This is a genomic window from Enterococcus sp. 10F3_DIV0382, assembly GCF_002140245.1.
GTDB classification, from domain to species: domain Bacteria; phylum Bacillota; class Bacilli; order Lactobacillales; family Enterococcaceae; genus Enterococcus_B; species Enterococcus_B lactis.
In genome coordinates, this window is the sequence record NZ_NGMF01000002.1 from 337,547 (window position 1) to 358,392 (window position 20,846).

Here is a 20,846-nt window from a genome sequence, read left to right on the forward strand (position 1 = left end):
AGAAGCAGCATAAGAGATGGGGGCAACAATGTGAACGGACTATTTATTACAATTGAGGGGCCTGATGGTGCAGGAAAAACCAGCATCTTGAATGAACTTTTCCCTCTTTTGAAAGAAGTAGCAAAAACAGAAATCATTCAAACAAGAGAACCGGGAGGCATCCCGATTGCTGAAGAGATTCGAGCGGTAATCCTGGATCCAAAAAATGATCGGATGGATGAACGCACGGAAGCACTACTTTATGCGGCGGCAAGAAGACAGCATCTAGTCGAAAAGGTCTTACCTGCTCTGGCAAAAGGGAAAATCGTTTTATGCGATAGATTTGTCGACAGTTCTCTTGCTTATCAAGGTGCAGGCCGACGCATCGGCGTTACCGAGATTGCTCGGTTGAATGAGTTTGCTACAGAAGGTACTACGCCAGATTTTACCCTTTATCTTGACGTAGATTCAGACACCGGATTAAGAAGAATCAAGAAAAACAGACAAAACCAAATCGACCGTTTAGATTCGGAAGGTTTGGAATTCCACCAGCGTGTACGACATGCTTACTTAAAGCTGGCAGAAGAGAATCCGGAAAGAATCCACAAAGTTGATGCAAGAAAAAGCTTTGAAGAAGTGCTGCAAACAAGTTATCATACAATTATTGAACAATATCCGCAATTTTTTGGAAACTAGGAAGGTGAACGTTTATGAAAATTATTTTAGCGATTATCCAAGACAAAGACAGCAACCGTTTATCAAATGAATTGATTGATGCAAATATCCGTGCCACAAAATTATCATCGACAGGCGGCTTCCTTAAGGCTGGAAACAGCACGTTTATCGTGGGTATTGAAGATGATCGAGTAGAAGAAGCATTGGAAATCATCAAAAAAACATGTGAATCAAGAAAACAATTTGTATCTACACCTGTTACATTGGATATTTCGATGGATGGGGGCGTCCCTTATCCAGTAGAAGTAGAAGTAGGCGGCGCAACAGTCTTCGTCTTACCTGTTGAAGGATTCCATCAATTTTAGGAGGAGCTGAGCTATGAATCAAGAAATAAACTTGGCTCAAATGCAACCGATCGTGTATCAGCAGCTTCAACGGAGTTTTGAGCATGGGCGTCTCGCTCATGCTTATCTTTTTGAAGGAGAAAAAGGAACAGGAAAACATGAAGTAGGTGTGTGGCTCGCACAGCATCTGTTCTGTACCCAAATGGAAGACAATCAGCCTTGCGGAAAATGCAACAATTGTCAGCGAATCGAAAAGAAAGAACATCCGGATGTTCTGGTTATCGAACCGGACGGACAAACAATCAAAGTTGATCAGATCAGACGTTTGCAGACGGAATTCAGTCGCAGCGGATATGAATCAAGAAAAAAGGTTTTTTTGATTAAAGAAGCTGAAAAAATGAATAGCAGTGCGGCAAACAGTCTGTTGAAATTTTTGGAAGAACCACCGGGAGACTTTTTAGCGGTATTAGAGACAGATGCAGTAGGAAGGATTCTCCCTACTATTCAATCCCGTTGTCAAGTGCTGCATTTTCAAGAACTTTCGAAAGAAGCATTGATCCATCGATTGCAAGAAGAGCAGATTCCATTAGAAAAATCAAAACTTTTGGCTTTCTTAACAAACAGTTTAGGAAAAGCAGTTGAAATCTCTCAAGATGAATGGTTTAATGATGCTAAGGACTTGATTTATCAATGGTTCGTTTACTTGCAAAAGCAAGACACTCAAGCCTTTATCTATGTCCAAAAAAAATTAGTGAAATCATTTAAAGAAAAAACACAGCAGTTTACAGGATTATCTGTCCTGATGTTTTATTATCAGGAAGCACAACGTCAAGCAGTAGCGAAAGGCGAATATGGCAAAGTAAAACAGATAAACCAGATAATTGAACGAATATTGATCGCAGAGCAGAAACTACGTAGCAATGTCGGTTTTCAAGCTGTTGCGGAACAGTTCGTTTTGCAGACGATTTTTTAGCTTGCCGCAGAGGACGATAATCAAGGAGGATGGAAATGGTAGAAGTAGTAGGTGTCCGATATAGAGATGCAGGTCATATCTATTATTTTGCACCAGGAGACTCTGAATATAGTTATAATGACAAGGTATTAGTCGAATCTCAGCAATCCTTACATATTGCTACTGTTGTCCTTCCTAAAAAAGAGATTGATCCAAATGACCTTCCTGAAGCTATTCGTCCAATCTTGCATAAAGCGTCAAAAGCTGAACTAGAAAAAGACAAAAAAAATAAAGAAGATGCGTGTGATGCATTGCAAATCGCAAAAGAAAAAGTGCAGTTGCGTGAGCTGGAAATGAAAATAGTCAAAGCTGAATATACATTTGATCGAAACAAACTGATTTTTTCTTTTACGGCGGACGGGCGAATCGACTTTAGAGAATTGGTAAAGGATCTAGCCGCTGTATTTCGTACTCGTATTGAGCTTCGACAAATTGGTGTACGCGATGAAGCGAAGATAATAGGCGGAATTGGTCCATGTGGGCGTCCGTTATGCTGTTCTTCTTTTTTAGGCGATTTCGTGCCCGTATCGATCAAAATGGCAAAAGACCAAAGTTTATCTTTGAACCCAACAAAAATTTCCGGTTTATGCGGACGCTTGATGTGCTGTCTACAATATGAGAGCGAAGAATACGAGACAGCAAAAAAAGAACTCCCTGACTTTGGAAAAGTAATTGTTACACCTGATGGTAAAGGGAAAGTCGTAGGGTTGAATCTGCTTAGCCGTATCGTTAGTATTCGGCTGACTGGACGGGAAAATCCTGTCGAATATGAATGGGATGAATTGAAAGAATTTATCCAAGTAGGTGAGATAAATGGATAAGAGATCATTATACGACGGATTGAATCAGTTAGAATCAGAGTTGAGAAATACATTAACAGAACTTGTTGAAATGAAGCATGCTTTGCATGAGATCGTAGAAAAAAATACGACTTTGGAGATGGAAAATCAACGCTTGCGAGAACATCTTCGGGAATTGAATCAAGTTGCACAAGCTCCAGCTGAAAATGTGAAGCAAGAACTTTCCAAGTCTCGTATGAATCTTGAAAAAATTTATGAAGAAGGCTTCCATGTCTGCTACGATTTATATGGATCAAGACGGGACAATGACGAGCCTTGTGCGTTTTGTCTAGAAGTGATCTATCGCGAAAGCGGTCGATGATCAATAACAAGAGGAGACTGGAGCGGAGAAAGACTGCTCCAGTTTTTTTATTAAGGAGATTGTGACAGATGTATAATCAAAAAAGTTTCAAAGGAAATCCAGTATACGGGAATTTATATCTTGTACCGACGCCAATCGGAAATCTAGAAGATATGAGCTACAGAAGTGTTCGTATGCTACAAGAAGCAGACCTTATCGCAAGCGAAGATACGCGTAATACACAAAAATTATTGAATCACTTCGAGATTCATACACCCCAAAAAAGTTTACATGAACATAATTATAAAGAACGTGTCCCTCAATTGATTGCTTTGTTAAAAGAAGGAAAAACGATTGCTCAAGTCAGTGATGCAGGAATGCCTTCCATCAGCGATCCTGGACATGAGCTAGTTTTAGCTTGTATAAAAGAAGGGATTTCTGTGATCTCTATCCCAGGACCTACAGCTGGGATGACAGCTTTGATTGCTTCAGGGTTAGTGCCTCAACCATTTTTATTTTATGGCTTCCTTCCACGCAAGAAAAAAGAACAGAAAGAAACATTGGAAAAACTAAAAGAACAAACAGCTACGCTGATTTTCTATGAGTCACCTTATCGAATCACAGCTACGTTGACGAATTTCTTAGACATTTTTGGTAATCGCCAAGTCGTTTTGTGTCGAGAATTGACAAAGATCCATGAAGAATACCTTAGAGGAAGTACAGAAGAACTACTTGCATATATCGAAGAACATCCAGTAAGGGGAGAATGTTGTCTGCTTGTAGAAGGAAATTTGTTTGAAACGGCAGGGACAGAAGTGGATGAAGAGCAGGGAACCTTAAAAGAACAAGTAGAAGCAAAGATTGCATCAGGCGAAAAGCCAAATGCTGCTATCAAAGCAGTAGCGCTTAAAAATGGACTGAAAAAACAAGAAGTTTACCGTCAATATCACGAATTAGACTGAAATAGTATAAGTAGTATACAATGAAGCGACAATGTGGAAAACAGCTACTAACTTCTCAAATCTCTTGAACGCGAACGAACGTTCCTGTATAATGGCTAAGAGGTGAGGATGATGGAGCTGCAATTTCCTTTACATAATGATACATCAAGAAAAATCATTCATATCGATATGGATGCTTTTTTCGCTTCTGTTGAAGAACGAGATCATCCTGAGTTTCGTGGGCACCCATTAGTAATTGCTAGACATCCCAGTGACACTGGTGGGCGTGGAGTAGTGACTACGGCAAATTATGAAGCAAGAAAATTCGGAATTCATTCAGCAATGAGTGCACAAAAAGCGTATGAGCTTTGCCCGCAAGCCATCTTTAAGCCTGGCGACCATCATAAATACAGCGAGATTTCCAAACAAGTACGGGAAGTATTCTATCATTATACAGACATTGTGGAACCAGTTAGTATCGATGAAGCGTATCTTGATGTGACAGAAAACAAAATCAATTGCAAGTCAGCCATCAAAATTGCTCGAATGATCCAGGCAGATATTTGGGAAAGAGTCCAGCTAACATGTTCTGCGGGAGTAAGTTACAATAAGTTTTTGGCCAAATTAGCATCAGACTATCAAAAACCTAGAGGAATCACAGTAGTTGCACCTCAAGATGCTGTGCCATTTTTAAAAACTTTGCCAATTGAAAAATTTCATGGAGTAGGGAAGAAAACTGTACCTAGAATGCATGAGTTAGGAATTTATACAGGAAAAGACCTATATGAATGCACAGAAATGACGTTGATTCGAAATTTTGGAAAAATGGGCTATTCTCTTTATCGTAAAGTGAGAGGAATCCATGATTCTCCAGTAAATGTTACAAGAGAGCGAAAATCTGTGGGAAAAGAGCATACGTATGGACAGCCATTGCAAACGGAGGAAGCCGTGCTGGCCCAATTGCGCCAACTAGCCGAAAAAGTAGAAGAAGCACTGAGAAGAGTCCAAAAACATGGGAAAACAGTGGTTTTGAAGGTCAGGTACACCGATTATTCTACTGTGACCAAAAGAGTGACATTGCCAGAATACATCTATAAAAAAGAAGCGCTCTTTTATCAAGCAAGTCTTATATGGGAGGAAATCTTGGGAGTAGAAAAAGGGATCCGATTGTTAGGAATCACCTTGACGAATCTTGACCCGATGACCTATGAAAATATCGTTCTTCCGTTATGGGGAAATCAAGAAATATAAAAACAGCTTTGAGAGTTGAAAATGGAAATCCGTTTTCTCTCTCAAAGCTGTTTTTATATCAAGTCTTGTTTTTTGATTTGTTCATAGGTTTCTGTTGCATCCGTACATTTTTCCCAAATCATAACTTGGTTGGATTCTAAAGATTTTTGGACATCAATGATTCGCTGGTTGCTGCTTCCTCGAAATTGTAGTTTTAGGTCACGTTTGCTCAATTCAAAGCGTCCGTCAACAAGGATATCGATTTGCGAAAGGAGTTCTAATTTATCTTCTGAATCTTGTAGCAATTCATCAAAGGTATAGCCTGTCCATGACCAGATATCTTTTGTCGTACCGAACTCTTTTCGGATACGTCGTACGACTTGCAAGCAAACATCTGTATTCAAAAAAGGCTCGCCGCCCAATAAAGTCAGTCCTTGTACGTAATCGTTGCGCAAGTCAGCGATGATTTGTTCTTCTAATTCAGGTGTGAATGGTTTGCCATATCGAAAATTTTGTGCCGCTTTGTTGAAGCAACCTTCGCAGGCGAATAAGCAGCCACTAACGTAAAGACTGTTACGGACACCTTCACCATCGACAAAATTAAACGGTTTGTAGTCAGCAATATAGTTTTGACTGTAGTCTTTTGCTAACCATTCTTTTGGTTTTGGATTTCTCATAAAAAAACTTCTTTCATTTAAGGTTCAAAGATATAGCTATTGAAGATAAAATCCACTCGACCATATAAATAAGAACAAACTGACCTAAATCCATTGTTCAAGAAAGCTTGTTCTTATTTTGATAGAGGGCGTTCAAAGATACAAAGCCATCGAAAGAGGGTGGTGAAAAAAGACTTGTCACAGCCTCTTATTCTGAATAAACGGTGTTCAAAAGCCAGTTTCTCGGTATTAAGTTCAATTTATGCAAAAATGTGGAAAGCCATTTTCACAAAATTTTTCTTAATACTCAAAACTAAGCGGCTTTTTCACAACCTCTCAATAAACGGTGTTCAAAAGCCAGTTTCTCGGTATTAAGTTCAATTTATGCAAAAATGTGGAAAGCCATTTTCACAAAATTTTTCTTAATACTCAAAACTAAGCGGCTTTTTCACAACCTCTCAATAAACGGTGTTCAAAAGCCAGTTTCTCGGTATTAAGTTCAATTTATGCAAAAATGTGGAAAGCCATTTTCACAAAATTTTTCTTAATACTCGAAACTAAGCGGCTTTTTCACAACCTCTGATAAACGGTGTTCAAAAGCCAGTTTCTCGGTATTAAGTTCAATTTATGCAAAAATGTGGAAAGCCATTTTCACAAAATTTTTCTTAATACTCGAAACTAAGCGGCTTTTTCACAACCTCTGATAAACGGTGTTCAAAAGCTTGCATCTGTGGTAATAAGCCCAACTAAACGAAAAATATGAGGAGCTATTTTTGTTTAGCTGTTCTTATTACTTGATGCAGGACAGCTTTTTCACAACCTCATTTCATGTGTTTCACACGTGAGGAAATTTCTTTGTGGCGACCATGTACCATCGGACGAGCTTGTGGATTTCCTAAATAGCCACAAGTACGTTTGACTACATCACATGTTTTTGGGTCATGATTTCCACATTCTGGACATTCGAATCCTCGTTCTGTTGGTTTGAAATCACCTTCAAAACCACATTGGTAGCAATGGTCAATTGGCGTATTCGTACCAAGATACCCGATTTTATCATATGCAAAATCCCATACAGCTTCTAAGGCTTTCGGGTTTTGTTGGAGCATAGGGTATTCACAGTAGTGGATGAATCCACCTGAACAATATTTTGGATAATCCTTCTCAAATTCCAATTTTTCAAATGGCGTTGGGTTTTTACGCACATCATAGTGGAAACTGTTTGTATAATATTCTTTATCTGTGATGTTTTCGATGATACCAAATTTTTCTGTATCTAAACGACAGAAACGATCAGTCAGACTTTCACTTGGTGTTGAATAGACGCTGAAATGATAACCGTATTCATCACCCCATGCATCCGCATTGGCTTTTAATTCTTTGACGATGTCAAGTGTGAAAGCTTTTGCCTCTGGGTTTGTTTCCCATTCGCCACCGAAGAAAGCTGAAGCAACTTCATATAATCCAATGTAGCCTAATGATACAGTAGCTCGACGGTTTTTGAATAATTCATTGACAGAATCGGTACGTGAAAGACGTTTTCCGAAAGCACCATACATATATAAGATTGGCGCATTTGCTGGAATGGCTTCTTTACAACGTTCTACACGATAGAGAAGCGCATCTTTCATGATTTCCAAACGGTCAGACAATAGCTGCCAGAATTTGTTCTGATCTCCTTTTGATTCGATCGCGATTCTTGGTAAATTCAATGTAACCACACCTAAATTCATTCGTCCGACATTTACTTCTTGACCATTTTCGTCTTTCCATCCTTGCAAGAATGAACGACAGCCCATAGGTACTTTGAAACTTCCAGTTAATTCGACGATTTTGTCGTAATTCAGAATATCAGGATACATTCGTTTCGTTGCACATTCCAATGCTAGTTGTTTGATGTCGTAATTAGGATCTTCAGGGTTTAAGTTTACACCTTTTTTCAAAGTGAAGATCAGTTTAGGGAAGATAGCTGTGCGCTTTTCACTCCCTAATCCATTGATTCGGATCTGTAAAATCGCTTTTTGGATTTCTCTTTCAAACCAGTTTTCCCCCAAACCAAACCCTAATGAAGTGAAAGGGGTTTGCCCATTTGAAGTAAATAAGGTATTGATTTCATATTCCAAACTTTGCATAGCATCGAAGATATCTTTTTTGGTTTTTGCTTTTGCATATTCTTTTTGGCGTTCTGGCGAATCGATCCATTCTTCCGCGTCTTTTAGATGTTTTTTATAGTTCAATTCTGCAAAAGGAGCCAGCAATTCATCTGTTCGGTCGGCAGAACAGCCACCATATTGACTTGACGCAACATTAGCAATAATCTGTGAGATTTGTGCTGTCGCTGTCTGGATAGATTTAGGTGATTCCACTTCCGCATTTCCAATTTTGAAACCGTTGTTCAGCATACCTTTGAAATCAATCAAGCAGCAATTTGTCATCGGTGTGTAAGGATGATAATCCAAATCATGGTAATGGATATCACCTTTTTGATGCGCATTTGCTATATGTGGCGGCAACATTTTCAGTCCGATTGATTTTCCGACGATGCCGGCTGTTAGATCACGCTGTGTATTGAAAACATTACTGTCTTTATTTGCATTTTCATTCACGACAGTCTGGTCTTTGTTGATTAGTTTTTCAATCGAAAAGTTGATATCTGTCGCTTTACTACGAGCAAAATCCCGTTTTGTACGGTAATTGATATACTCTTCTGCTAATTCATATTCGTTTTTTTCTAATAAGATATGTTCCACGATGTTTTGAATCTCATAGATTTTGACATTTTCAGCAAACCGGCTTTTGATTTCTTGGACAACCAAGTCTGCAATCATTTGGATTTTTTCGTAAGTAAGTGGGGATAATGAGCCGTGAATTTTCTTTTCAGCTTTGATTAGTGCTTCGTTGATCTTTTGTTCATCGAAATCAACATGGCGACCATCTCGTTTGATAACTTTCATCTGGTGTGCCTCTGGTTGCTGAGTAACGACTGTTTTCTCTTCATAATTTACTTTCATTATCTTCAACTCCTGCTAAATTGTTCTTGTCTATCATAAAACAAAATTTAGGAAGGAGCAACTAATTATCAGCTATATATAGTATTCAATCTGCTGTATAATTGGATTTCTATACTATATGTAGTGTATATTTTATTGTGAAAAAAAGTGAAAACTTGTAGTTGATGGATTTATTTTTTGCATATTTAATTTAGCTGAATAAAATAATTGAATAAAATTTTTTTATTTGGGCTAAGAAAAAGTGACAAAAACATAAGAGCAAATTGTTCGTAGATATGCTACTATGCAAATAAACAGAAATGAAAGAGGAGAAGAAGAATTGGAAAAGATGATCGAAGTGAAACATCTCAGTAAAAGCTACGGTAGCAAACTTTCTCCCGTCAAAGCTTTAGATAATATCTCATTCACAGTCGAAGAAGGCGAATTTGTTGGAATCATGGGTCCAAGTGGTGCAGGTAAAACGACGTTGATGAATATTTTATCCACGATCAATTTGCCTACGATGGGTAGTGTCTTGATCCAAGGAAAAGAAATAACAAAAATGAAAAATAGTGAGCTGAGTGACTTTCGTCGAAAAAAACTAGGATTCATTTTTCAAGAATTCAATTTGATTGATACTTTAAATGCCAAAGACAATATCCTATTACCCCTAGCAGTTGAACGGATGACTAAGGAAGAGATGGAAAAGAGAGTAAGACACGTAGCTCAATTGTTGAATATAGAAGAACTGCTAAAACGATATCCAGATGAGCTTTCTGTCGGTCAGCGACAACGAATTGCAGCCGCTAGAGCCCTTGTTGTTCAGCCACAAGTAATCTTTGCAGATGAACCAACTGGATCTCTAGATTCGAAGTCGGCCACAGAATTGTTGAATTATTTACAGACTATGAATCAAAAAGAAAAAGCGACAATTTTGTTAGTCACCCATGACCCATATACAGCGAGCTACTGTGACAGAATTTTATTTATTAAAGACGGCGTGATTTTTTCAGAAGTTGTGAGAAGAGGGACAAGAAGGGAATTCTTTGAAAAAGTAATCGACATGCAGGCGACGATTGGTGGAGGAGGAAAAATGAATGCTGTATAAACTAGCCGTCAAAAGTTTTTTTCGGCAGTCCCGAGGGTATCTTGTTTATTTTTTCAGTTTGACTTTATCCGTGATGATTTATTATTCATTCAGCGCAATGACCTATGATCAATCTTTAGTTAGAAGAGCAAGTCCAGATACTTCGATAGATGGCGGATTGAGTTTTGGCGGACTGATCATTACTGTCGTTTTACTTTTTTTCGTATTCAGTGCCAACCGATTTTTTTTGAATAGAAGACAAAAAGAAATAGGTATCTATCAACTTTTTGGTATGAACAAACTACAAATTTCAGGCATATATGTGTTGGAAATCATGATAATCGGGTTATTTGCCTGTATTTTTGGGATATTGCTCGGTATTATTTTCTCCAAACTCTTTTCCATGATTTTGGTTCGAATGATGGATATGGATCTTAATAGTCCGTTTTTTATCTCCATTCCATCAGTCGCAGATACTTTATTTGCTTTTTTCATCATCCTTTTAGCAGTATCTGTGTATTCGATATGGAAAATCTGGCGCTACCCGATGATTCGAAGTTTTGGAGAAAAAGAACAAGCAGATAGTTCAACGATGCGTTTCAGAACAAGGCATCGATTACTCGCTGTCATTGGGTTATTGCTTTTAACAAGCGGATATTTTGGGGCTAGTCATTTTAGAGAAATCACTTCATGGATGGTCAGTCATCATGACCTTGAGACATTCATTCTCTTTTTGCCTTTTCTGATCTTTTTCATTTGTGTGATTGGTACTTATTTGTTTTTCTGCTATACATTTCGGCTCTTTTTGATCATATTGAGTAAATGGAAGCTCTATTACTATGGGATCAATTTTTTAATAATAGGTAATACACAAGTGCACCTGCTCAAAAGCTGGCGTACGAATTCTCTAATTACAGTCATTCTTGGAATTTCTTTAATGACGATTGGCGGTACGGCTAGTATTTCTACTATTTTATCGTATCAGGAGAAAGTATCCTCCCCGATGGATTATCAGTTTGATGTCGAGACAGAAAAAAAAATCAAGCCTATTCTGGCAGAGGAAGGACAGAAGATAACTAAAGAAATCACCTTGCATTATAAAGTCATAGGTAGTATCTACAGACCAGATCTCGAAGAACCTATGTTTCAAACTGCTAATCTGATCTCAGAAACAGAATATCAAGCCTTCAGAAAAGTTAATCCGGATTTGCCGAACGTTTCTTTGAAATCTCCTAACCATACTGTTTTGCTTGATCAAATGCAAACTCTTTTTCGGAATATTTCATTATATGGTTCTAGTATTGGATTGCCAGATAATCAAGAGTTGAAGATTCAGCAAATGCTTCCAAGTGTATTAGGTGACGAAACGATAGTATATCTAAGTCCTGTACTAGTCGTGGATGATAACGTTTTTGAAAAAGCAAAAGGTGTAGATTATCAAGTAGTCAATGTGGATGTATCAGGTGGAAATAATGAAAAGATAGATGAACGATTGAGCAGTGAAATGTCGATAAAGTGGCTCAATGCTATTTATTATTCTTATGATATCGTAAATGGGCGTCTGCAAGGAGACATTAGTACAAAGAAACTGCCAGATGACAAAATGAAGGAAGCGCAGTTTAGTCAAGAAGGTTCTCGGTTGAACTTCTCTTCCAGCTATTCAAAATTGCGTGCAGTCAACCGGCGGATTGGTATCAATATTTTTGTCACACTGTTTGTCGGAATGATCGTCATTATTGCTACTGGCAGTATTCTGACCGTTCGACAATTAGCAGAAGCAGAGGAAGAAAAAGAAAATTATCACCTATTAACTAAACTGGGGATACCACAAAGAAGAATTAGAAGGATGATTTTCGAGCAAAACGCACTTACCTTTTTTCCACCCATGATATTAGGAATCACTCATGCAGTATTTGCAATCAATGTTTTCACTCAGTATATCAAAACTGCCGATTATTGGCTGGCTTATCTTGTCAGTGGCTTATTGATCCTTATCTATCTTTTGCTTTATGTCATTACGAGTCAGTTATATTGTCGGATTATCGAGGAATGACAGGCGGAATAAGACAAGATAATAAAAAGTACTAAATTTTAAACACCGTTTAAAGAAGAGGTTATGAAAAAGCTGTCCTGCATCAAGTAATAAGAAACAGCCAAGCAAAAATAGTTTCTCATGTTTTTGATTTGGCTGGACTTATTACCGCAGATGCAAGCTTTTAAACACCATTTATTTGGAATAAGAGGTTGTGACACGTTTTTGTCACAACCTCTTTATTTTTTATATTTTCTTAATTGTCAAATTAAGTTAGACAGATCATCAATACTTACGTAACTCAAAAATACTTCCAAAGGTGTTCGATAATCCAGTGATTTTCTAGGAATATTATTTCGTTTAGATGCGACAGATTGAATAAAAAATTCATCTACTGAATTGAAATCCATAGATTTCAATAAACCATCTCTACGTAACAATCCGTTAGAATTCTCGTTTAGGCCTCTTTGAGACGGCGTTCCTGGATCAGCGAAATAAATGGCAATATCATTGACATTACTGATCTGTTTCCAATTTGAAAATTCCTTTCCACAATCAAAAGTGATGGATTTGAATAGGTTTTTCGGTACAGATTCAAACCATTGATTTAATTTTTTTTCAATATCAATCGCTTGTCTACCACACGGTTTCAATGTGATGATAACTTTTGATAATCGTTCAACTAAGGTAATTACAGCACTTTTATGTTTCAGACCTACGATAGTGTCACCTTCAAGGTGACCAAACTCATTTGAGAATTGGCTATAATCCTTTTCACGTTCATGAATAGAGCGGCGGAAAGTTTGTTTTCCACGTCTTTCTTGATGTCCATTCGGTTTACGCTTGCCTTTCATCGGTAAGTCAGAAGAATCAAATAGCCCCTTTTTGAACATACGATAAATGGTACGAGCAGAACAACTAATAGGAAACGCTGCACGACCAACAATCACATCGGGTGTCCATCCTTGAACAACCTTTCTTTGAATATATTCTGATTGTTCCTCGGGTAAAACAAGCGGACGTCTACCACAGTTTGATTTGTTTTTCTTATACTGTTGATAATATTCTAAGGCTGATTTTCCTTGCTTGAAGAACAGATATACTTTATGGATCGTTTGTCTTGAACGATTCAAGCAATGGGCAGTTTTAGCAACAGATTGATTCATTTTGAAATAAGACTCTATTATTACAAGTTCATCCGTTGTAAGATGGGTATAGGTCATTTGTACTCACTCCTTATAATTCTTTGGTCGGAACTATTTTGAGTGTAGCACAAATGACTTTTTTAGTTGTCTAGCTTAATTTTACAATCGGCGTTTTTTAAAATTACTAGAAATTATAAAGAAAAAAGCAGTGTTTTGATGTGCTATTTTTATAAAAGCTATGTGACAAAACTGTTAGTAAAAAAACGGTTTCTGTAAGCTAGACACATGTTTCTTTTTGTCAAAATTCGTTACACTTTGTGTGAGGTTATATGAGGAGGGAATTCAATGAACAAATGGTGGTCTAATCCAAAATTGAATTATTGGGGAAAATTCATCATTCGAACAATTTTTTATAGTGCGGTACTGCTGTTCCTAATCTACCTGTATCACTATAAAAATATTCAAGGAGGAACATTTATCTATAACGAATTTTAGGAGGAAGAGTATGGAAATCAAAACGATTATTGAAGCAATCGATGATTGGGGAATAAGCGAACCTGATCGAATTGCTTATCAGGCGGATGAGATGCATACTTTTGGAGAATTGAAACAAGCATCAGACGCACTTGCTTATTATTTAGAAGAAAAGGTAGAAGGGGATGGACCAATCGTCGTTTTTGGTAATTTAGAATTTGAGATGATTGTCGCATTTCTAGGAATTGTCAAATCTGGTCATGCTTATTTGCCAATTGAAGAACATACACCCAAAGAACGTATCCTGTCGATCTTTCGGGTGGCTAAACCATCTATGGTCATCAGTATTGGGAATTGGATAGAAGATATTCCTTCTGTTCCTGTCGTAACAAAAGAAGAATTTCAAGAAATCGAGAAGATACCAGTAGAATTTTATCCCAAAAATAGCGTAAAAGGCACAGAAAATTTTTATATTATTTTTACCTCTGGTACTACTGGAGAACCAAAAGGCGTACAAATCAGTCATGATAATCTAGTCAGCTTTGTTCAATGGACGATGGAAGACTTTGGGATCAAGCCTGGGATGCATTTCTTAGCTCAAGCGCCATTTTCTTTTGATTTATCGGTATTTTCTATTTATCCTGCATTAGTTTCTGGTGGAATGCTGAAGCCGTTAAATAAAGCAGTTATTCAAGATTTTCGTCAATTATTCGCGACATTGCCTAACTTGAAGTTGAATATTTGGGTTTCTACTCCATCTTTTATGGATATTTGCTTGATGGAGCCTACCTTCAATGGAGAAAATGTACCAGAATTGGACATGTTTTTATTTTGCGGAGAAGAATTGACAAAAAAAACTGCAGAAACACTACTTGATCGATTCCCAAATGCACGGATATATAATACTTACGGCCCAACAGAAGCAACTGTGGCTATTTCAAGTATCCAGATTGATCAGCACATACTAGATAAATACGACCGACTACCAATCGGCTATGTAAAAAAAGACACCAAAGTTTCTATTGTCCAAGAAGACAAACTTGTTTCAAAAGGAGAAACTGGCGAAATCATTATTGCAGGACCAAGCGTATCAAAAGGTTACCTGAACAATCCAGAAAAAACAGCAGCTGCGTTCTTTTGTCAAAATGACTTAGCAAGTTACCATACAGGGGATGCAGGAAGGTTGGATGAAGATGGGCTTTTATTTTATGAAGGCCGTATGGATCAGCAGGTCAAATTGCATGGTTACCGGATCGAGTTAGGGGATATCGAACATTATCTGTTGCAAGACTCCCGGATCAAACAAGCCGTTGTCGTACCAAAATATCAAGGAACAAAAGTGCAGCAGCTTGTTGCTTTCATCGTATTAGAAAACATAACGAAACAACCGGATTTTCAACTGACCAAATCGATCAAAGAACAATTACTGCAAGTTGTGATGGAGTATATGATTCCTCAGAAGTTCCATTATGTCAATCTGCTGCCTCAGACAGTAAATGGAAAAATTGATCGAAAAAAATTAACAGCTGAGGTGAATCCTGAATGATGTTTCCTCATATGATCCCTTACGCAGAGCCGTTTTATTTTTTTCTTTTAGCCATTGCGCTTATACCAATCGTTCTATCTTTATTGATATGGAAAAAAAGATTACCAATTTATCAATCAGTGGTGACACTTTTCTTTTTATTTGTCAGCTTTGGAGGTACTTATTGGGAGCAGGGAACGGCGCTGATAGGGTATGTTTTTTGGCAGACAATCCTTGTATGGGGCTATTTTGTTCACCGGCAAAGGAAAAATCAAACAGGATGGTTTTACGCCGCCGTTATTTTAGCAATAATTCCACTGTTTTTAACGAAAGTGACTCCTTTTTTTGAACATGGAAAAGCATCGCTGCTTGGTTTTTTAGGAATCTCTTATTTAACCTTTAAGTCTGTGCAAATGATCATGGAAATAAGAGATGGCATGATCAAAGTATATAACCCATTTCGTTATATCCAGTTTCTGCTGTTTTTCCCGACAATATCTTCTGGACCCATCGATCGTTATAGGAGATTTGAAAAGGATCAGCTCCATCCACCTGTTCGTGATAAATATGTTGATCTCTTGGGAAAAGGCGTCCAAAATATTTTTGTCGGTTTTTTATATAAGTTCATTATCGGTTATTATTTTGGTCAAGTACTGCTCCCTGTAGTAGGGCGCATCGCATTACAGCATGGTGGGATTTCATGGGCGTTAGTGGGTTACATGTACGTGTATAGCATGTATTTATTTTTTGATTTTGCAGGTTACAGTTTGTTTGCAGTCGGTACAAGCTACATGATGGGGTATCAGACGCCAATCAATTTCAATAAACCATTTTTATCATGGAATATCAAAGAGTTCTGGAACCGATGGCATATGACCTTGTCTTTTTGGTTCCGCGATTACGTGTATATGCGGTTGATGTTCTTCATGATGAAGAAAAAAATCTTTAAAAGCAAGATCGTAATGTCAAATATTGGATATTTCGCTTTGTTTCTTCTAATGGGTGTCTGGCATGGATTGACGTGGTACTACATCGTATACGGTCTGTATCATGCTTGTCTGATCTGTCTGACAGATGCATGGATCCGATTTAAGAAGAAGCATAAAGATCAGTTACCTTCTAACAAATTTACGCATGGCGTAGCCGTATTTTTGACATTTCAAGCGGTATGTTTCAGCTTCCTGATTTTTTCAGGATTTTTAGATAAACTTTTTTTTAGCTAACGAATAGTGACATATTAATTTATATAACAAAGGAGAAAAGGAAAATGGAAGAACAAATTTTATCAATCTTAGAAGAAATAACAGGAACAGATGAAGTAAGAAAAAATCGTGATATTGATCTATTTGATGAAGGTTTGCTTGATTCTTTAGCATCTGTGCAATTATTAGTCGAGCTAGACGGAGAGTTGGATATCCAAGTCCCAGTCTCTGAATTCGAGCGGGAGGATTGGCGCACACCGAATAAAATCATTCAACAAGCAACTGCATTGAAGGGTTGAGTATGGAAAAGAAACTCTTTGCTATTTTTGGACCTGTTGTTCTCGCTTTTGGTCTGCTTGCCCTATTTTTCACTTCTTCCTATCGAGTAAATATTGATAACCCGGAAGTAATCAAGCGAGCGTCTTCATCTATGTCAGCAAATGTACTAAAGGGCGATGCAATAAAAAATAAAGCTTTGTCTGAAAAACAATATATCCCCTTTTTTGGGTCGAGTGAATTAAGCAGGATCAGTCCATTCCATCCGTCTGTTTTGGCTGAAAAATATGATAGAGGTTATCGTCCTTTCTTGCTAGGAGCGCCGGGAACACAATCATTAAGTCAATATATGATGATGCGATCTGCAGGGGATGATTTGAAAAACAAAAAAGTGGTGTTTATTATCTCGCCTCAATGGTTTGTAAAAGATGGTGTAAAAACAGATTATTTCAACACTTACTATTCTGAACTTCAGACCTATGATTGGTTGTTCTCATTGAAAAAAGTCACATCAGCTGATCGCTATTTAGCTAGAAGACTATTAACTTTTTCAAAAGTAAAAGAGAACGATACGCTGACAGAAATTCTACAAACGATTAAAGAAGGAAAGTTACCTTTACCTGAATCTTTGGATCAGTTGCACAGCCAATGGAACATGTTGAAGCGTGAGGATGAGATATTCAGTGATATCGGTTTGAAAGATCGTCAGCAAAAAATCGATCATGAATCAAAACGATTACCAGACCACTATCAAGAAACAGAATTATCCATTTTGGCAGATAAGATTGGAAAACAAGAAACGACAAATAATCCATTTGGTTTGAAAAACGATTTTTACACACATCGTATCCGATCCCACGAGCCAGAACTCAAACAGTCACAAAAAGATTGGGATTATCGTTTTTCACCAGAATTTTCTGATTTTCAGCTAATCTTGGATCAATTAGCAAAAAATCATAATGAAGTGTTGTTTATCATTCCACCGGTTAACGAGAAATGGAGCGATTATACCGGACTATCTCAAGAAATGCTACAAGGATTTGCCAAAAAAATCAAATTTCAATTAAATAGCCAAGGATTCAATCGAATAGCTGATTTTGTCAATCAAGCTGGTACCAATTATTTTATGGAAGATACGATCCATTTAGGGTGGAAAGGCTGGCTAGCCGCAGATCAACAGATTAGACCGTTCTTAGAAGAAAACCAGCTTCCTAGTAGGTACCATCTCGATGATGCTTTTTTCAGCAAAGCTTGGCAACAACAAGTACCAGATAAACTACGATTAAAATAAATAAAACAGGTGGAGGATATCTGCCTGTTTTATTTATTTTAGAATATTCTGAAATAAACAGTAAAAATACCAAGTTAGCCTGAACAAAAAACAAAAGCAATGGTATAATCACAATATGAATATAGAAATGGGGGAAAACATTTGGATACAAAAGAAGAACAGCTACTAATTGATTTGACTTCTGCAAAAGGAGTACCTGGGAATGAAGAAGAGGTAAGAGAAGTATTCAGAGAATATGCTAAACCATTCGCTGATGATATTTTTTATGACGGATTAGGCAGTGTGATTGCTAAGCATGGCGCTGGCGGAGGACCAAAAGTCTTTATTTCTGGTCATATGGACGAAGTTGGTTTTATGGTAACAAAAATAACCGAAAAAGGCTTCTTGGAATTCCAAACACTTGGAGGCTGGTGGGGACAAGTGATGCTTGCTCAGCAAGTTGAAATCAAAACACGAGAAGGAAAAATCATTCACGGAGTAATTGGTTCAAAACCACCGCATGTTTTAACACCTCAAGTAAGAAATAAACCATATGAAATCAAAGATATGTTTATTGATATCGGTGCATCAAACCAAGAAGAAGCCAAAGAGTGGGGCATACGTCCGGGAGATATGGTCACCCCATATATTGAATATAAACGAATGAACGGCAGTAAGTATTTGCTGGCAAAAGCATGGGATAATCGGATAGGGACAGCTGTTTCTTTGCGAGTATTGGAGAATCTATCTAAAGAAGCACATCCAAATGTTTTATTTGCAGGAAGCGATGTGCAAGAAGAAGTGGGCTTGCGAGGCGCTCGAACAAGCACGCACCTTGTAAATCCGGATATTGCTTTTGCTTTAGATACTGGTACAGCAGGTGATACTCCAGGAATGACACCAAAAGAAGCAGATTCGGTTTTAGGAAAAGGTCCACAGATTTTGATTTTTGATGCATCGATGATTCCGCACAAAAAATTATTGAATTTCGTTATCGATGTAGCAGAGGAAATGGCTATTCCATTCCAATATACAGTGATCTCTGGCGGTGGAACGGATGCAGGACAAATGCATTTGACAAGAGACGGCGTTCCTTCTGTAGCCATTACTGTTCCTGTTCGTTATTTGCATTCCCACACATCAGTGATCCATGAAGATGATTATTTGAATACAGTGAAGCTAGTTACTGAGTTAGTGAAACGACTTGATAGTGAAACAGTTGAAAAAATCCGGAGTTATGAATAATGAATAATAAAATGCCTATTTCTGAATATCGAAAAAAAGCGCGAGCTTCTTTGGAGAATCAATGGGGAATCAATGCTTGGCTTGTTTTCTTATCCATATTGTTCACGAGCGTCATACAGAATTTTTTTGACGGTTTCAGTCCTTTTACGGAAGAAAGCATGCAGCAAAACCTATTGAGTTTTCTAGTCGATAATTTGCTTTTATTCGCATTCAACTATGCATTGTTTTATATTGCGTTAGTAGTTGTACGAGGTGGCAGACCAAAAAGCAATCTTCTATTTTCAGTTTTTCAAAAAAAATATTTTGGTTCGATACTTGTCATCAATTTGATTAATTCAATCATCAACTGGTTGCTCAACAGTTTGATCTTTCTGCCCATGTTTTTAATCAGCGGAGTGAGTGCTTATACGCAGTTGCTTTTCAATTCAAGTACGGTACCTACGGATGTCATGCCAGGAGATTTTCTTGATATCAGCTTTGTTTTATCAACGGTAGGGATGATTTTTGTTTCAGCACTTATCATGAGCATCGTTGGCGGATTGTTCCAATTTGCTGCATGGACGAAGTTCGACTATCCTGATTTGTCGGTCGTACAATGCTTAAAATATGGCTGGTTCTTATTGAAAGATAGAATCGGTACGTATATTTTGTTGCAACTATCTTTTATCGGCTGGTATTTGTTAGGGGCAATCGCTTTATTCATCGGTCTTTTGTGGGTCATCGTTTATGTTAATGTATCAGTTGCAGAATTTTATGAACAAGCACGGATTGAAAAAGGTGGTCCAGAAGCCTATTTTGCTTGATCTGTAAGCAGTTTATTCATTAGAAAAATAACTTTTGTGGTAGGATAAATCTTTGAGGGGGAATATATGATGAAATTAACTGTTTTAGGCTGCTTAGGGGCGTATCCTTATAAAAATCAAGGGACAACAGGTTATTTACTTCAATCTGACGGTTTCAACTTGTTGATTGATGCAGGTAGTGCTACGCTCATCAAATTACAAGAACATCTTGATCCACTTGATTTGGATGCTGTGATCCTTAGCCATTATCATCATGATCATATTGCTGACCTTGGTGTATTACAGTATTACTGGCAACTTCATCCCAAGAGAGATCCGGAGACATTGCTTTCAATTTACGGGCACACAAAAGATTCTGTCCACTTTGAAGAATTGACGATGGCGAATGTCTCAAAAGGACATCCTTATTTTGAAGCCGAAGAATTAAAAATTGGTCCTTTTCTGATTACTTTTATGGAAACAATCCATCCAGTAGTATGTTACGCCATGCGAATCGTAGAAGAAGCAACGGGGAAAGTATTCGTATTTACAGGAGATTCAGGTTATTTGGAAAGTTTCGCTGATTTTGCGAAAGAGGCTGATTTGTTTCTAGCAGATACCTATCTATTTGAAGGAAATGAACATCATCATGCACATTTCACTTCAAAAGAAGCTGGAGAACTGGCGAAATCAGCTAACGTAAAGAAACTTGTACTTACCCATCTACCTCAGTTTGGCGACTTAGAACAATTGAAAAATGAAGCGCAAAAAGCAGCAGGTAAAGGGATAGATGTAGAGCTTGCTGCAGTTGACAAAGTGTTTGACATTTAGGAGGAAGAAC

At 37.6% G+C, this 20,846-nt stretch carries 20 protein-coding genes; 17 read left to right on the forward strand and 3 right to left on the reverse strand.

Going from position 1 to position 20,846, the window contains the following annotated elements:
* Positions 1–30: 30 nt before the first annotated feature.
* The 7 genes from tmk (at position 31) to dinB (ending at position 5,342) form a co-directional block, all read left to right on the forward strand.
* Positions 31–675, forward strand: coding sequence for a dTMP kinase (gene tmk / locus A5849_RS12235; RefSeq protein WP_002345571.1), 645 nt, complete (start codon positions 31–33; stop codon positions 673–675).
* A gap of 14 nt (positions 676–689) precedes the next feature.
* Positions 690–1,019, forward strand: coding sequence for a cyclic-di-AMP receptor (locus A5849_RS12240; RefSeq protein WP_002292340.1), 330 nt, complete (start codon positions 690–692; stop codon positions 1,017–1,019).
* A 13-nt stretch (positions 1,020–1,032) separates the two neighbouring features.
* Complete coding sequence (gene holB / locus A5849_RS12245) at positions 1,033–1,971, forward strand: DNA polymerase III subunit delta' (RefSeq protein ID WP_002292342.1); 939 nt, start codon at positions 1,033–1,035, stop codon at positions 1,969–1,971.
* Between the two features lie 35 nt (positions 1,972–2,006).
* Entirely contained in the window at positions 2,007–2,831 is an 825-nt protein-coding gene (locus tag A5849_RS12250) for a stage 0 sporulation family protein (RefSeq protein ID WP_002320696.1), read from the forward strand.
* On the forward strand, positions 2,824–3,171 hold the full coding sequence (locus tag A5849_RS12255; protein WP_002288076.1) for a DNA replication initiation control protein YabA: 348 nt from the start codon (positions 2,824–2,826) through the stop codon (positions 3,169–3,171). The genes A5849_RS12250 and A5849_RS12255 overlap by 8 nt, the downstream gene beginning before the upstream one ends.
* 68 nt (positions 3,172–3,239) lie before the next feature.
* Positions 3,240–4,112 (forward strand): 16S rRNA (cytidine(1402)-2'-O)-methyltransferase, encoded by an 873-nt coding sequence (gene rsmI / locus A5849_RS12260; RefSeq protein ID WP_086310133.1) that lies wholly within the window; start codon positions 3,240–3,242, stop codon positions 4,110–4,112.
* Positions 4,113–4,220: 108 nt separating this feature from the next.
* The gene (dinB, locus tag A5849_RS12265) at positions 4,221–5,342 is read left to right on the forward strand and encodes a DNA polymerase IV (protein ID WP_002316927.1); all 1,122 of its coding nucleotides are present in this window, start codon (positions 4,221–4,223) and stop codon (positions 5,340–5,342) included.
* Positions 5,343–5,395: 53 nt separating this feature from the next.
* Here dinB and nrdG read toward each other — a convergent pair whose 3' ends face one another.
* Both nrdG and nrdD read right to left on the reverse strand, forming a co-directional pair.
* Positions 5,396–5,998 (reverse strand): anaerobic ribonucleoside-triphosphate reductase activating protein, encoded by a 603-nt coding sequence (gene nrdG, locus A5849_RS12270; RefSeq protein WP_002292348.1) that lies wholly within the window; start codon positions 5,996–5,998, stop codon positions 5,396–5,398.
* An 800-nt stretch (positions 5,999–6,798) separates the two neighbouring features.
* On the reverse strand, positions 6,799–8,988 hold the full coding sequence (gene nrdD / locus A5849_RS12280) for an anaerobic ribonucleoside-triphosphate reductase (RefSeq protein WP_002292349.1): 2,190 nt from the start codon (positions 8,986–8,988) through the stop codon (positions 6,799–6,801).
* 319 nt (positions 8,989–9,307) lie between these two features.
* Between nrdD and A5849_RS12290 the strand changes: the two genes are divergently transcribed.
* Both A5849_RS12290 and A5849_RS12295 read left to right on the forward strand, forming a co-directional pair.
* Complete coding sequence (locus tag A5849_RS12290) at positions 9,308–10,075, forward strand: ABC transporter ATP-binding protein (RefSeq protein WP_002310242.1); 768 nt, start codon at positions 9,308–9,310, stop codon at positions 10,073–10,075.
* The gene (locus A5849_RS12295) at positions 10,065–12,107 is read left to right on the forward strand and encodes an ABC transporter permease (protein WP_002310243.1); all 2,043 of its coding nucleotides are present in this window, start codon (positions 10,065–10,067) and stop codon (positions 12,105–12,107) included. The genes A5849_RS12290 and A5849_RS12295 overlap by 11 nt, the downstream gene beginning before the upstream one ends.
* Positions 12,108–12,349: 242 nt before the next feature.
* Here the strand turns inward: A5849_RS12295 and A5849_RS12300 are convergent, their stop codons facing one another.
* On the reverse strand, positions 12,350–13,309 hold the full coding sequence (locus A5849_RS12300) for an IS30 family transposase (protein WP_002301399.1): 960 nt from the start codon (positions 13,307–13,309) through the stop codon (positions 12,350–12,352).
* 267 nt (positions 13,310–13,576) lie between these two features.
* Here A5849_RS12300 and A5849_RS12305 point away from each other — a divergent pair, with 267 nt between their 5' ends.
* The 8 genes from A5849_RS12305 (at position 13,577) to A5849_RS12340 (ending at position 20,836) form a co-directional block, all read left to right on the forward strand.
* Complete coding sequence (locus A5849_RS12305) at positions 13,577–13,726, forward strand: teichoic acid D-Ala incorporation-associated protein DltX (RefSeq protein ID WP_002292353.1); 150 nt, start codon at positions 13,577–13,579, stop codon at positions 13,724–13,726.
* A gap of 10 nt (positions 13,727–13,736) precedes the next feature.
* Positions 13,737–15,251, forward strand: a complete 1,515-nt coding sequence (gene dltA, locus A5849_RS12310) for a D-alanine--poly(phosphoribitol) ligase subunit DltA (protein ID WP_002310244.1) — start codon at positions 13,737–13,739, stop codon at positions 15,249–15,251.
* Positions 15,248–16,453: a D-alanyl-lipoteichoic acid biosynthesis protein DltB gene (gene dltB / locus A5849_RS12315; protein ID WP_086310134.1), complete on the forward strand. Its 1,206-nt coding sequence runs from the start codon at positions 15,248–15,250 to the stop codon at positions 16,451–16,453. Before dltA ends, dltB begins: the two co-directional genes overlap by 4 nt.
* A gap of 44 nt (positions 16,454–16,497) precedes the next feature.
* Entirely contained in the window at positions 16,498–16,731 is a 234-nt protein-coding gene (gene dltC, locus A5849_RS12320) for a D-alanine--poly(phosphoribitol) ligase subunit DltC (protein ID WP_002292356.1), read from the forward strand.
* A gap of 2 nt (positions 16,732–16,733) precedes the next feature.
* On the forward strand, positions 16,734–17,999 hold the full coding sequence (gene dltD / locus A5849_RS12325) for a D-alanyl-lipoteichoic acid biosynthesis protein DltD (RefSeq protein ID WP_086310135.1): 1,266 nt from the start codon (positions 16,734–16,736) through the stop codon (positions 17,997–17,999).
* Between the two features lie 141 nt (positions 18,000–18,140).
* Positions 18,141–19,223, forward strand: coding sequence for a M42 family metallopeptidase (locus A5849_RS12330; protein ID WP_002310248.1), 1,083 nt, complete (start codon positions 18,141–18,143; stop codon positions 19,221–19,223).
* Positions 19,223–20,026 (forward strand): DUF975 family protein, encoded by an 804-nt coding sequence (locus A5849_RS12335; RefSeq protein ID WP_002310249.1) that lies wholly within the window; start codon positions 19,223–19,225, stop codon positions 20,024–20,026. The genes A5849_RS12330 and A5849_RS12335 overlap by 1 nt, the downstream gene beginning before the upstream one ends.
* 69 nt (positions 20,027–20,095) lie before the next feature.
* Positions 20,096–20,836, forward strand: coding sequence for an MBL fold metallo-hydrolase (locus tag A5849_RS12340; RefSeq protein WP_025477114.1), 741 nt, complete (start codon positions 20,096–20,098; stop codon positions 20,834–20,836).
* The last annotated feature ends 10 nt before the right edge of the window (positions 20,837–20,846 follow it).